12 protein-coding genes are annotated in these 11,994 nt (G+C 51.0%); 7 read left to right on the top strand and 5 right to left on the bottom strand.

Annotation, left to right across the window (positions count from 1 at the left end; all coding sequences use genetic code 11):
* The first annotated feature begins 4 nt into the window (after nucleotides 1-4).
* The 6 genes from CTZ24_RS00180 (at nucleotide 5) to CTZ24_RS00155 (ending at nucleotide 6,765) form a co-directional block, all read left to right on the top strand.
* Entirely contained in the window at nucleotides 5-805 is an 801-nt protein-coding gene (locus CTZ24_RS00180; RefSeq protein ID WP_208724474.1) for a 2OG-Fe(II)-dependent halogenase WelO5 family protein, read from the top strand.
* A 29-nt stretch (nucleotides 806-834) separates the two neighbouring features.
* The gene (locus CTZ24_RS00175; protein WP_208724473.1) at nucleotides 835-1,335 is read left to right on the top strand and encodes a YbaK/EbsC family protein; all 501 of its coding nucleotides are present in this window, start codon (nucleotides 835-837) and stop codon (nucleotides 1,333-1,335) included.
* Between the two features lie 20 nt (nucleotides 1,336-1,355).
* Nucleotides 1,356-2,261 (top strand): EamA family transporter, encoded by a 906-nt coding sequence (locus CTZ24_RS00170; RefSeq protein ID WP_208724472.1) that lies wholly within the window; start codon nucleotides 1,356-1,358, stop codon nucleotides 2,259-2,261.
* Between the two features lie 421 nt (nucleotides 2,262-2,682).
* Nucleotides 2,683-5,127 carry a fimbria/pilus outer membrane usher protein gene (locus CTZ24_RS00165; protein WP_208724471.1) on the top strand — a complete coding sequence of 815 codons (2,445 nt, stop codon included), beginning with the start codon at nucleotides 2,683-2,685 and terminating at the stop codon, nucleotides 5,125-5,127.
* Nucleotides 5,114-5,860, top strand: coding sequence for a fimbria/pilus chaperone family protein (locus CTZ24_RS00160; RefSeq protein WP_208724470.1), 747 nt, complete (start codon nucleotides 5,114-5,116; stop codon nucleotides 5,858-5,860). The genes CTZ24_RS00165 and CTZ24_RS00160 overlap by 14 nt, the downstream gene beginning before the upstream one ends.
* A 215-nt stretch (nucleotides 5,861-6,075) precedes the next feature.
* A complete protein-coding gene (locus CTZ24_RS00155) occupies nucleotides 6,076-6,765 on the top strand; it encodes a DUF1120 domain-containing protein (RefSeq protein WP_208724469.1) in 690 nt (229 codons plus the stop codon).
* A gap of 82 nt (nucleotides 6,766-6,847) precedes the next feature.
* On the opposite strand, the gene ibpA is transcribed toward CTZ24_RS00155, so the two are convergent.
* Complete coding sequence (ibpA, locus tag CTZ24_RS00150; RefSeq protein ID WP_013507211.1) at nucleotides 6,848-7,264, bottom strand: small heat shock chaperone IbpA; 417 nt, start codon at nucleotides 7,262-7,264, stop codon at nucleotides 6,848-6,850.
* 288 nt (nucleotides 7,265-7,552) lie between these two features.
* Between ibpA and CTZ24_RS00145 the strand changes: the two genes are divergently transcribed.
* Nucleotides 7,553-7,912: a YceK/YidQ family lipoprotein gene (locus CTZ24_RS00145; RefSeq protein WP_036625886.1), complete on the top strand. Its 360-nt coding sequence runs from the start codon at nucleotides 7,553-7,555 to the stop codon at nucleotides 7,910-7,912.
* On the opposite strand, the gene CTZ24_RS00140 is transcribed toward CTZ24_RS00145, so the two are convergent.
* The 4 genes from CTZ24_RS00140 to CTZ24_RS00125 all read right to left on the bottom strand — a co-directional run bounded on the left by CTZ24_RS00140 (nucleotide 7,890) and on the right by CTZ24_RS00125 (nucleotide 11,948).
* Nucleotides 7,890-9,152 carry a YidR family protein gene (locus CTZ24_RS00140; RefSeq protein ID WP_208724468.1) on the bottom strand — a complete coding sequence of 421 codons (1,263 nt, stop codon included), beginning with the start codon at nucleotides 9,150-9,152 and terminating at the stop codon, nucleotides 7,890-7,892. The two genes, CTZ24_RS00145 and CTZ24_RS00140, sit on opposite strands and share 23 nt — an antisense overlap.
* A gap of 115 nt (nucleotides 9,153-9,267) precedes the next feature.
* Nucleotides 9,268-10,077 carry a sugar-phosphatase gene (yidA, locus tag CTZ24_RS00135; protein ID WP_208724467.1) on the bottom strand — a complete coding sequence of 270 codons (810 nt, stop codon included), beginning with the start codon at nucleotides 10,075-10,077 and terminating at the stop codon, nucleotides 9,268-9,270.
* A 90-nt stretch (nucleotides 10,078-10,167) separates the two neighbouring features.
* On the bottom strand, nucleotides 10,168-11,457 hold the full coding sequence (locus CTZ24_RS00130) for an MFS transporter (RefSeq protein ID WP_021183656.1): 1,290 nt from the start codon (nucleotides 11,455-11,457) through the stop codon (nucleotides 10,168-10,170).
* Nucleotides 11,454-11,948, bottom strand: a complete 495-nt coding sequence (locus tag CTZ24_RS00125) for a NanQ anomerase/TabA/YiaL family protein (RefSeq protein ID WP_021183655.1) — start codon at nucleotides 11,946-11,948, stop codon at nucleotides 11,454-11,456. Before CTZ24_RS00125 ends, CTZ24_RS00130 begins: the two co-directional genes overlap by 4 nt.
* Nucleotides 11,949-11,994: the final 46 nt, after the last annotated feature.

The following is an 11,994-nucleotide window of genomic DNA, read 5'->3' as shown; positions in this document are numbered from 1 at the left end:
CAGCATGGCCATTTTCAATCAGATACGCGTGATTAACCCCAAAATGTTTGTGGAAAGTACCTGGCTGGATGACATTGTGACTGCGCGCGTACCGCTGCTGGTACTGCGTAATTTCCTGACCCCGGAAGTCCGTGAAGCGGCAGTGGATGACCTGCAACTTTGCCGCGAGAAGGTGCGGGTGTCGCACTATCCCAATGGTGCACTCACCACCCTTGGCCCCTATCTGGCGAAGCACACCGCTGCGCCGGAAAACTATTTCACTGAATTACGCGACATCCAGCCCGCTTTGCCGCCCTCGCTGCACTGCCTGCGTGACCAGGTTTACAACTGGGTGAAACACGCCTTACGGCTGGAGAGCCTGAAAACCGCCACTGATCCCCGGCATGGCGACTATGCGGGTTCGATCGTGCGTTTCCATGCCAACGGCGTCGCCAACCCATTGCACAACGATAATATCGTGCGCGATGCGGCAGGCAGTGGCCTGGCGGTCACCGACATTTTGCATCAACTGAGTTGCGTGGTGTGCCTGCAAGAGTGCAACGCCGGTGGCGAACTGCGCATCTTTAATAAGAAATGGCAGCCGGTGGATGAGCGTTTCAAAACACCTGGCGAACTGGGCTACCAGAGTGGCGTTGTTGAATATTGCGAGACTTGTGAGTTTTCACCGCGCAGCGGCGATATCTATCTGTTTAATCCTGCTTTTTATCATGAAATTGATCGGGTGGAAGGCGATACGCGCATCACCATGGGCTTCTTCTTTGGTCTGACCGACAAAAAGATGAAGCACGCGATTGCCTGGAGTTAACCCGTGGCCCGTCATACGAGGAGATGAAGATGACAACCTATGAAAAATTGATCGCGCAGTTGGAGCAACATCAGGCGAATTTCCGTGTGGTCGAGCATGAGGCCATCGGTCAGACCGATGTCATCAGCGAGATCCGCGGCAATGATCTGAATCAGGCCGCGAAGGCGATGGTGCTGGAGGTGACCATGCCAGAAGGGGCGGAATCCCGTTATCTGCTGGCGATTGTCCCCGGTGATTGCAAAATCAACTTCAAAAGCGCGGCGCGTGCCATTGGTGGCAAGAAATCGAGCTTCGCCGCACCGGAAAAAGCCCAGGAACTGACGCAGTGCGTGATGGGAGCAGTGCCCCCCTTTAGTTTTGATGACCGGCTGGCGCTGCGCGTCGATACGCGTCTGCGCGATGTCGGTACCCTGTGGTTCAACGCAGGTGAACTGGAGCGCTCGGTAGCGCTGAATGTGGAAGATTATTTTCGTGTAGTCGGCGATGAATGTTGTGCAGAAATCGCCACCCCCGTGACGGCGACCGCCTGATCGCGGCAGAAGGAATTGTTATGTCAGTTAAAGATCTATTATTAGCCCTGTGTGTCGTGCTGGCCTGGGGTGTCAATTTTGTGGTGATTAAGTTGGGGCTGCATGGCATGCCCCCGTTTTTACTGGCGGGACTGCGTTTTACTCTGGTGGCATTCCCGGCGATCTTCTTTGTTAAACGACCAAACATCCCGCTACGCTGGCTGGTGGTGTACGGCATGACCATCAGCTTTGGTCAGTTTGCATTTCTGTTTCTTGCCATCAAACTTGGCATGCCCGCCGGGCTGGCGTCGCTGGTGGTGCAGGCTCAGGCATTTTTTACCCTGCTGCTCGGCGCGCTATTGCTGGCTGAGAAGCTGCGCTGGAACCATATCGCCGGGATCGTAGTCGCCACCCTCGGTATGTTTATGCTTGCCACTGCCGGTATGGAGGGACAAACCACCGCAGGGATTACGCTGACCACGATGATGCTGACGCTGGCCGCAGCACTGTCGTGGGGGTTAGGCAATATCACCAACAAGATTATCCTGCGTAACAGCAAAGTCCCGGTAATGTCGCTGGTGGTGTGGAGTGCGCTGGTGCCTATGCTGCCGTTCTTCGCCTGCTCATGGTGGTTCGAGGGTGAGGCGGCGATAGTCAGCAGTCTGGTGCATATTTCACTGCAAACCGTGTTGGCACTGATCTACCTGGCGTTTGTCGCCACCATTGTCGGTTATGCCATTTGGGGCAATTTGCTCAGTCGCTATGAAACCTGGCGCATCGCTCCACTCTCGTTACTGGTGCCGGTGGTGGGGATTCTCAGCGCAGCATTGATTTTGGGAGAAACCCTGTCGATGCAGCAAATGTTAGGCGCTACAGTGATTATTCTCGGCCTGCTGATTAATGTATTTGGCGGAATGGTGAGTCAGCGATTTCTGGTAAGAACGTAATAGTTCCCTCTGTAGCGGTGCGATTTATCGCGCTCTTGTCAGGGTTTATTTAAACCCGCGCGATAAATCGCGCCGCTACAACCCCCCTTTGCATGTGAACGTTGCACCCCACCTTCAGAAAAACCTCATCATAACTTCCTGAATTCTTATCAGGTCTGATTTTTTCAGCATTTCACAATTACAAAAAAAGATGAAATCACAAAAAAAATAAAACACAACCAATTGTTTTGTATGGTTTTAATATAATCATGATCAAATCATGAAAATGACGGTCATTAATCATTCCCAGGCTGAAAGAAATCCAGAATAGTCGTCGTACAAGTTTGAAATTCATTTAATGACCACGAAACTCCGTTGCCGAGTAATCTATCCCTCAGGGTCATAAATATTTGATGTATTTTTCACCCTGGAAATTCTACTCATGGAACGATTAGTTAATTGCAATAAGAAACTCTCGCTACTGGCAGCAGCCATTGCTTTTTCCTGTTCTTCCACTATGGCAGAAACGCTAAATTTTAATGCCAACGTTATTGAATCGTTAGGGCTTAGTAATGAACAGGCAAAAAGTGCGATTGAACAAGCAATTAAGCCACAAGGTAAAATGCAAACCGGTGTTTATTTAAATGGTAAATACACAGGCGTTAAAGAAATTGAATTTGATAGCAATGGCAATGCATGTCTGAATAGTGCTTTATTGCAGGAGTTTGGCTTAAAACCTAATGCCTTTGTGGTGACACCAAACTCTGATTGCCTTGATACAACTAAAGTCTCACAGCTAAGAATGAATTATGAGCGCAATAAAAATGCATTAAATATCAATATCCCTGACTTCTATCTGGAAAAAAACTCAGCGTTCTCGAATACACAGTCAGGTGGGTTTGGTACGTTCCTCAATTACAACCTCAGTGGCAATCGCAGTAACAACCGATTTTCGCATACCGATACCCTGACTGCACTGATGAGTTGGGGGGCGAATATCAAGAATGTCTTGTTGCGTACCCACTTTTCTTACCGCAGCTCCCAGTCGTCCAGCGGACTTACCTACAGCAATTACGACCTGAGTAGTGCCTATCTGGAAACAGATATGGCGGATATTTATCGCGTACGTGCCGGTTACATGGGGGTGGGTAACTCGTTGTTTGGTGCCGGTCAGATCACCGGTTTTACACTCAATAACAACGCAGGTCTGAAAGACGGTGATACCACCGTTACCGTCAGTGGCATTGCATCGGGCTATGCTCAGGTAGAGGTTTACCAACAGGGACGCGTGATCTTCAGTCGCCCGGTTCCTGCCGGTCCCTTCTTGTTTGAAGCAGTGCCACTGTATACCGCTTTTGCCGACGCGGAATTGGTGGTTCGGGAAAATAACGGCGGCGAACAGCGTGTCACCATCCCGAAAGCCGCATTTAATGTCAGCCAACAGATGGCAAGTCGCTTTTCATTATTTGCCGGACAAACCGATCCCTCACGCGGTATGGGAAATGTCCCGGTATTGGGTGGTGAGTATCGACTGCCGTTTTATCACTACTTGCAACCTTTTGCCGGGATGATGATTGCCACCCGCTACACGGGGATTGGGGCGGGTGTGGGGGCTAACTGGATTCCCTTCAATACTACCGGGGATATGAACGTCAGTCTGGCCAGAAGCGGCAAGAACGGAGATATCGGCGAGAAAGTTAGCGCGAACGTTGCTTCGCAGCTGGCTAATGCCTCACCCTGGCTCTCTTTGAGTTGGCAGAGCAACTATTATCGTGATCTGGGTGAAAGTCAGCAAACCTTTGAGAAAGACTATTCATATCAGAATTACAATACCCGTTATGCCATCTCTGCGGGTGTGAGTAAGCCATTTGGCTCAATTGGCAGCGGTTTATCTCTGTCGCGTTATTCTTTTTATAATTCACCGGATCGGAATACTCTGAGCGTCTTCGGTTCTTATAATGCTCGTTATTATACTCTCAGCGCGAATATGGCTTATGGCTGGGTACACGGCAACAGCAAAGATAATAACTGGTCAACAACAGTAAACCTGCGGATACCGTTCAACGCTTTTAGTAAAAAAGGTGCATTCTCCTCTTATGTGAATAATTATCAGCGCAATACCATTTTTGGTTCGCGTGTAGATCAGAACATCACCGACAATTTGAATATTGGTGCGGGTATTGATCGCTATACTGGTGTAAGCAATAGCACTAATCATAATGTTAACGCATTCTGGCGTACGCCTTATGCCAACACCAGCGCTTACTACTCTGGATCAAATAACGGCAGTAGAAATTACTCCACCAACGTATCTGGTGCACTGGTTAGCACGGGTGACAAGTTTATTTTTTCATCCGCTCATATTCAGGATAGCTTTGCAATCATTGACACCGGTGTAAAAGGATATACCAGCATCGCCACTCCAACCTCAAGTGTTATTACCAATTATGATGGCTTGGCTGTGGCCCCTCAATTGCATGAAGGAAAAATCAATTCAATAGATATTGTCACCAAAACGCTACCAGATGGTGCTTATGTAAAAAATCCGCACCAGGAAATCACCATCAAACGCGGCGCAGTTGGCAAGATTGATTATAAGTCAGACCAGGAGAGATTTTATCTTGTCAGATTAATAGCTGGAGAAAAAAACATTCCTTACGGGGCAAAAGTGTTAGATGACCATGCCGAATCGCTCGGTTATACCATTGACGAAAACGTACTGATGCTAAGTCATAAACAAGCGGAAAGATTGGAAAACCGTGCAGCAAAAATAAGCAACATCGGTGACATGGTTTGTCACATTGAAAAAGACAGTTTCAAACCCGTATTAACTAATGAAATGATTGATGTACCGGTTACTTGTGGAGAAAAAAATGACACGTATTAATAAAAGGATGCCAACATTTGCTTTGGCAAGTATTTTCATGGCAATGCCCGGTGCTGAAGCAATGGCCTCAGCAGTGCTCCCCACGACATCGGTGCTAATTATTGAAGAAGCTGATCGTGAGGGAACCATTGGTATCAAAAACACTAATAAAGAACCCGTATTGCTGTACAGCAGAGTCCAACGTCTGGAGGATGAAGATCTTGATGCCGTGCTTATACCCAGTCCACAAGCCGTGGTGGTTCAGCCAGGCGAGACACAGACAGTACGTCTGCTGTATCGCAGCAAGAATAAACTGGACAAGGAACATCTGGCACGAATTCAATTTATGGGCATTCCGCCCGAAAAACAGCAATCCGGAGCAAGTGTTGGTTTTATGGTTGGTCAGGACTTACCTGTCGTTATTCGTCCTAAAGGATATAAGCCAGTTGAAAACAAATGGCAGTTCCTCAAATGGAGCATACAGAATACGCAGTTATGTGTGGCTAATGAGACAAAAACTGTGATTCGATTTGTCAATGATGTCACGTTACTGCCAGGGAAAGAAGCAATAAAGATGCCTAAAGCTTATGCACTACCTGGTTCAAAAAATTGTGCAGAATTACCTGCAAATTATAAATACAACCTGGCAAGTAAAGTGAGATTCTCGGCGGTAACCGATTATAACTATGTGATTGACGATCGTCAGGCGGAAATAACAATAGCACCACCATCCTTATCTGTTAAAAAACAGTAATTATTTATATTTAACACTATTAACAAAGCGTGAGTTATTCATAAGGCAATCTCGGCCTAATAAAAACCCATACAAATATATTTGGCAGTTATGTGACTGCCAAACATATCCGGAAAAATTCACCTACGTGAAATACCGGAACACTAAAGCAGCACGCTTGCTGTATCTATGACTATACCTTCTCACAAGAGAACATTTAACAAGGACTTAATTTTATGCGTTATTCAAAATATTTAATTCTCGGTGCAATGATGGCTGCCGGAACTGCCCAGGCAGCAAACACCGCCATTAATGTTCAGGGTAAAATCACACCTCCGGCATGTAATGCTGAGATGTCTGTCGGTGCTGATTTAAACTGGGGGGATATTCCGCACAGTACTTTGAATGCCAACGACATGACCGTGCTTGATGCCAAGACGGCTACTCTGAAAGTAACATGTGAACCTGAGACGAAGACCAGTATCGCCTTTTGGGTAACTGACGCAAATAGCGCAAGTGCACTGGCAGGGAAAAGAATCGGCACTGCCGGTAAGAATGGTGATGATGCAACCCGTATTTTTGGTATTGGTTTCGATCCTATTACCACCAAGAAATTGGGTAACTTTACCTTAATCGGTAAGACGTCATCTTTTGACGGAGCCGAGAATAGCACCAACTTCGGTTATGTTGATAATGGCAGCGCTCATAACGCAACAAATTTCGCGGTAATGCCGTTTAGTCAAGGTTGGGGCATCGGTATTCCTCAGGAGTGGACTGTATTAGACACCACCAATAAACCCGCTTCAGCCAGCGATTTTACCTTCACTTTCGACGTAGTTCCGCAGCTGAATAAGAAGTCAGAAATCACCAACGCGCAGGAAGTGCCGTTCGCCGGTACTGCCCAGTTCTTTGTACGCTATTTCTGATTGAGGTTCTAAGACACGCGATTGATCGCGCAATAACAAAAAACGCCGCATCTTTGCGGCGTTTCTCCTTATAGCAACGCTATTACTTCAGAATTTCAATCCGACGCGGTTTCGCCTCTTCGGGGACGATGCGTTCCAGATCGATGCTTAACAAACCATTCTCCAGACGCGCATCGCGCACCACGATATGGTCAGCCAGCTGGAATTTACGCTCAAAGTTACGCTCGGCGATGCCCTGGTACAGGTATTTACGTTCCTGCTGCTCCTCGGGATGCGCACCGCGCACAACCAGCATGTTGTCATGAGAGGTGATATCTAACTCGCTCTGGGCAAAGCCCGCCACGGCAATGGTGATGCGGTAGTGGTTTTCATCCACCAGCTCAACGTTATACGGAGGATAGCCACCATTGGCCTGGTTCTGATTTGATTCCAGCAGATTGAACAGACGATCGAAACCAATTGCAGAACGATAAAGCGGAGAGAGATCAAAATTACGCATATTAGGACTCCTGAAAATCAGCAAGTTTTGGCAACCTTCCACCATGGACAGGTTGTGCGGCCCGTTGCTCTCCCTGTCGGCGAAAGCAGCGTGACCGTTCCTTAAAAGTGGGCGCTATTTTTTCACTTTCAAGGTTTCACGAGGAATTTCTTGCAGCAATTTTGATGAAATAGCATACACTCAGGTCATTATTCGCCTGGACAGAAAGACATCAACTCAGAGTGATGCTTAATCAGGTGACACACTCCAGCCAGGGCCATGCCATGACTGAAGGGATGAAAGAAGATGATGAAAATGATGAAACGCTTTTTGCTGCCCGGTCTGTTGATCTGTGGCGCAGGTATGACCTCCGGTTGCTCCAGTCTTATGTCTCACACTGGCGCGAGCCAGGGTTATTATCCCGGTACCCGTGCCAGCGCGGAGATGCTGACGGATGACCAAACCAGTTGGGCAATGAAACCATTACTCGCTATCGATCTGCCTTTCTCTGCGGTGATGGACACCCTTCTGCTGCCGTGGGATTACTTCCGCCACGACGATGACAAATCGATCGATTCACCACGCGAGCGCGTGCTGCAAAGCGAAAAACTGGCCGGGACTCAGGCCAGTCTGGCAACCGCCGCTTCTATGCCTGCGGAGTCGCACTGACGCAGAACAGCTGCCGCCAGCCGTTGATTTCTCGCATATAGGCGATCTTTCCTCCATCCGGCGACCAGACCACCGCATCACCTGACGGCGGCTGGTCACTGCGCTGCGTCAATCGCGTGCATTTGCCGCTCGCCAGCTCGCAGCGCATCACGCTGTTGTCACAGACAAAACTGATGGCCTTACCGGAAGGATGCCAGCTAAAGGCTGACTGGATGCTACTGGCTAGCTGCGTCACCTGACGTGGTATCTCCCCGTTGGGCGACACCGTCCACAGCTGCACCACGCCGTTTTTATCCGCCATGAGAAAAGCGATGGCGCTGCCATCCGGTGCGGCACGTAACCAGTGGCGTGGCTGTAACGCCAGCCCCTGCGTATGGGTAACGCGTCGTTGCTGTACCCCGGACGGCGGCGCTGGCAATGTGTCGGGCGTCCCCTGTAGGGGAGAAGCACCTGACTTCGCGTAATCCGCCAGCGCAGTTGGCAGATCGACCACAAACACTTCCGGTACTTTTTCGCCACTCACTGAGCGGGTATCACCAATAAACGCGATGGCCCAACGCTGCCAACTGCCATCCGGCTTTTGATAGCCGCGATCGCCTATCCAGCACTCCTCGTAGGCACGATCGATTTGATCACTGCCCGGCAGGGGATCACGTTGCGTCTGGCTGACCAGCACACAATAATGGCTTCCCTCATATTCACGCGGATGATGTTTTGACGGGCATACCGGATGCAGCGGCACAGCAACACCGACGTTACGCAGATCTTCGGCCACATCTTTTTCATGCATCACATGATCGTTGTAGGTAAAACTCAGACGCGAACCGTCCGGGCTGAAGACATGAACATGCGAACCACCGCGCAATGCGCCAGGCGTAAAGGGAGCGGTGATATCGCAGGCATCAAGATTCTCCGCGATCCCCTTCTGCACAATCACGCCACGCCGATGGTGGAAATCGTAATGCCAGTGTGCATCGGGATGTTCCGGGCCGTGGATACAGACATAGCGTGGCGGGAGATCCGGGCTGACGGTCACCACGCCAACGTGCGCGCCGTCGCGTGCCTGGTACAACACCTCAACTGCACCGCTTGCCACATTGACGCGTTCAATGGTCAGGCTGGTAAAGGAAGCACCGGAAGGACGGACATCAAACGCCAGCCATTGGCTGTCGGCGGTCCAGACATTGATATTGGTTAGTTGATGATGACGTTCTGCAAAGGTGAGTTGTTTTTCTGACATGGGGTAGCCTTAGATCCCGTAGCGGCGCGATTTATCGCGCAATTTCGTGCGCAATGCAGGAAAAAACCGCGCAATAAATCGCGCCGCTACAGGATTTGCATAGATCAAAGGAGAATTACAGCACCAACTCTTCGATGGCGTACGCCACGCCATCTTCCGCGTTGGTTTTGGTGATGAACTGCGCAATACTTTTTACCGAGTCAATCGCATTGCCCATTGCCACCCCGGTTCCGGCATACTCAATCATCGCCAGGTCGTTTTCCTGATCGCCAATCGTCATAACTTCTGCGGCTTGCAGGCCGAGTTTTTCCGCCAGCATTTTCACGCCATAACCTTTGTTGACGCGCGGATCGAGGATTTCGAGATAGTAAGGTGCGCTCTTCAAAATAGTGTAGCTGTCGCGGGCGCGGGCCGGCAGCGCAGCCACCGCCTTATCCAACAACGCAGGTTTGTCGATCATCATCAGTTTCGGGAAGCGCGTCGCCGGGTCCATCTCTTCCACGGCACGATAACGCACCGGGATGCCGGTCAGGCTGGCTTCGTGGATGGTGTACTCACTGATATCTTTGTTCGGCGTATACAACGAGGAGTGGTCAAACGCATGGAAATGGACGCCAAGTTCGCGCGCCAGTTGCTCGACGTAGAGAAAATCAGCAAAACTCAGCGTCACTTCCGCTACGCTTGCGCCGGTATCGGCGCGTTGGACCAACGCGCCATTGTTGCTGATGCAATATTGACCCGGTTGCTGTAAATCCAGTTCTTGCAGGTAGCGCTCGACACCGACAAAGGGGCGACCTGTGGCCAGCACAATGGCAACACCTTTATCGCGTGCACGGGCAATCGCGGATTTTACTGCCGGGGTGATCTGGTGGTACGGGTTAAGCAAGGTGCCGTCCATATCGATCGCAATCAGTTTTATCGCCATAACATCCTCGTTAATTCAGAGTTTGCATCCATGCTAGCGCGATTCAGCTCACATTGACCAGTTTATCGACGCCAGACGGCACCCTGCGTATCATTTCGCCTGGAGTGGCTTGCGCACAAACAGGCCGTAGCTCAGCGCACCAATCATCAGCAATCCCGCGCCCAACAGGAACACGTTGGTGAACTTGCCGGTAGTATCAAGGATGATGCCGGTGACGATCGGGGCCATTGCTGCCCCCAGGAAGCCACCGAAGTTCTGGATCGCCCCCAGCGATGCAACCTGTGATTTTGGCGCGATGTCACTCGCCAACGTCCAGAGCGCCCCCTGCGGCATCTGCGAGCAGAAATAGCCGAGCGCCAGCAGACCAATCGCCAGCGGTGTGCTATCGACAAAAGGAATCGGCGCGACAAAACAAGCCGCCAGCGCTGCACCGGTGACGATAGGGATTTTACGCGCGGTGATGGCACGCACGCCGTTACGCACCAGGCGATCGGACAGCATACCACCTACCAGCACACCCAGAATGCCGCACAGGAACGGAATCGAGGCAATCCATCCGGTAGCTTTCAGGCTGAAGCCGAGGGATTTTTCCAGATAGCCCGGCAGCCAGGTGAGGTACACCCAGATGGTGAACATGATGGAGAAGTTACCGATCACCATAAACCAGGTGGTGCTGTGACGGAACAATGCGCCCCAGCTCGCTTGCGCGCGTTCTTCCGGGGCAGCGACGCTGCGCTGTCCGGCGTGCAGCAGCGCATCTTCACGCGCATCCGGGTCGCGATAGAATTTCCACCACGCCAGCAGCAGCGGAATCCCCATCAGACCAATGGCAACGAACATCCCACGCCAGCCAAAAGTCAGCAGCAGCACGGTAAGAATCGGTGGCGCAATGGCGTTAGCGATTTGCGAACCGGTATTGATGATCGCCGTCGGCAGGCCTCGTTCATTATCACCAAACCAGCGATGGGTGATTTTGATGCCGGAGGTAAAGAATGGCGACTCAGAGACGCCCAGCAGCATACGCAGGCCATAGAAGAAGCTGTAGCTGTTTACGAAAGCCGCCAGCACGGTAAAGCTGGACCATAACCCCAGCGCCCAGGAGAACATTCTCTTCGGACCAAACTTATCCACCAGCCAACCCGCCGGCAGGTTTGCCAACGCATAGGGCCAGAGAAACGCCGACAGCAGCAGGCCCATCTCGGTCTGCGAGAAACCAAACTCTGCCGCGATAGTGGTGTTGGCGATACTCAGGTTGGCACGATCGAGGTAGTTCACCACCGCTGCCAGCAGCAGGATGGTAATGATTCCCCAGCGTAATTTGCCCACAAGCGTGGGCTGCGCCACTGCGGCGCCGGACAAGGTATTCACCGAGGTTTTCATTGTGTTGCCCCCACCGCGTTAAACAGGCTGAGGTTAATTTTGATCACCGCTTTACGGATCGGCTGCGCATCAGGCGCGGCACAGCAGGGACGATGCACGTCATGCGGGAAAAACAGCGCGAACATGCCCGGCGTCAGAGTGATCATCGATTCATCAATTGTGTCCTGATAAAAAACCACGTCACGCTCAGCGCGCAGATCTTCAATGATGACATGCTGCGGATGCGCCCGCGCCACGCCAATGTTCTCGCGTCCGGCCAACAGGTACTGAATATCAACGTAGTTAAAATGCGACTCGGCACGGCGATCGCTGGCCGGTTCGGTGTCCATTTCCTGCACCAGGCAGAACATCTGGTTATCCGGCAGCAAGTCATATTTGCCGGTGGCCAGTTGGCTGAAATCGGTGTCGGCTATCCAACGTAACGCCTGGTCGACGATGGGGTGGAAGGCATGGCGCTCACGCGCCCAATCCTGGCTATCACATACAATCATGGTGTTTTCCCTGTCGTTATCATTAATGGGTTCAGGTACAGCCGTA

The organism is Pantoea phytobeneficialis (assembly GCF_009728735.1).
Lineage (GTDB): Bacteria > Pseudomonadota > Gammaproteobacteria > Enterobacterales > Enterobacteriaceae > Pantoea > Pantoea phytobeneficialis.
This window is presented reverse-complemented; position numbering and strand designations above follow the sequence as displayed.